The organism is Pseudomonas sp. SIMBA_068 (genome assembly GCF_046534705.1).
GTDB classification, from domain to species: Bacteria; Pseudomonadota; Gammaproteobacteria; order Pseudomonadales; family Pseudomonadaceae; genus Aquipseudomonas; species Aquipseudomonas putida.
The window spans coordinates 1-252 of sequence record NZ_JAWRYI010001122.1; the positions used below are offsets into that span (position 1 = coordinate 1).

General features: G+C 64.7%; 1 protein-coding gene. It reads right to left on the minus strand.

The features are described from left to right. Positions 1–252: penicillin acylase family protein (locus SB756_RS32990; RefSeq protein ID WP_410913624.1), on the minus strand; the 252-nt coding region annotated here is incomplete at both ends.

Consider the following 252-nt stretch of genomic DNA (forward strand, 5'->3'; position numbering starts at 1 on the left):
GGGGCCAAGCTGGTCGCGTATGTAGGTCAGTGCGGGCTCGGTGCGAAACGCAGCGGCGAAGCTGTAAGCGAGGTAACCGGCAATGCTCAGGGTATCTTCGGCGGTAAACGGGCGAGGGGTGATACCCAGCAGGTCGAACTCCACGGGCTTGGGATGGCTGGCTTGCCAGCCGTTGACCCCGTCGAGGTAAGCTTGCAGGGCCTGCCAGGCAGGTGACTGGCGGTCCTGACGCTTGGCCATCAGTGCGGCCTG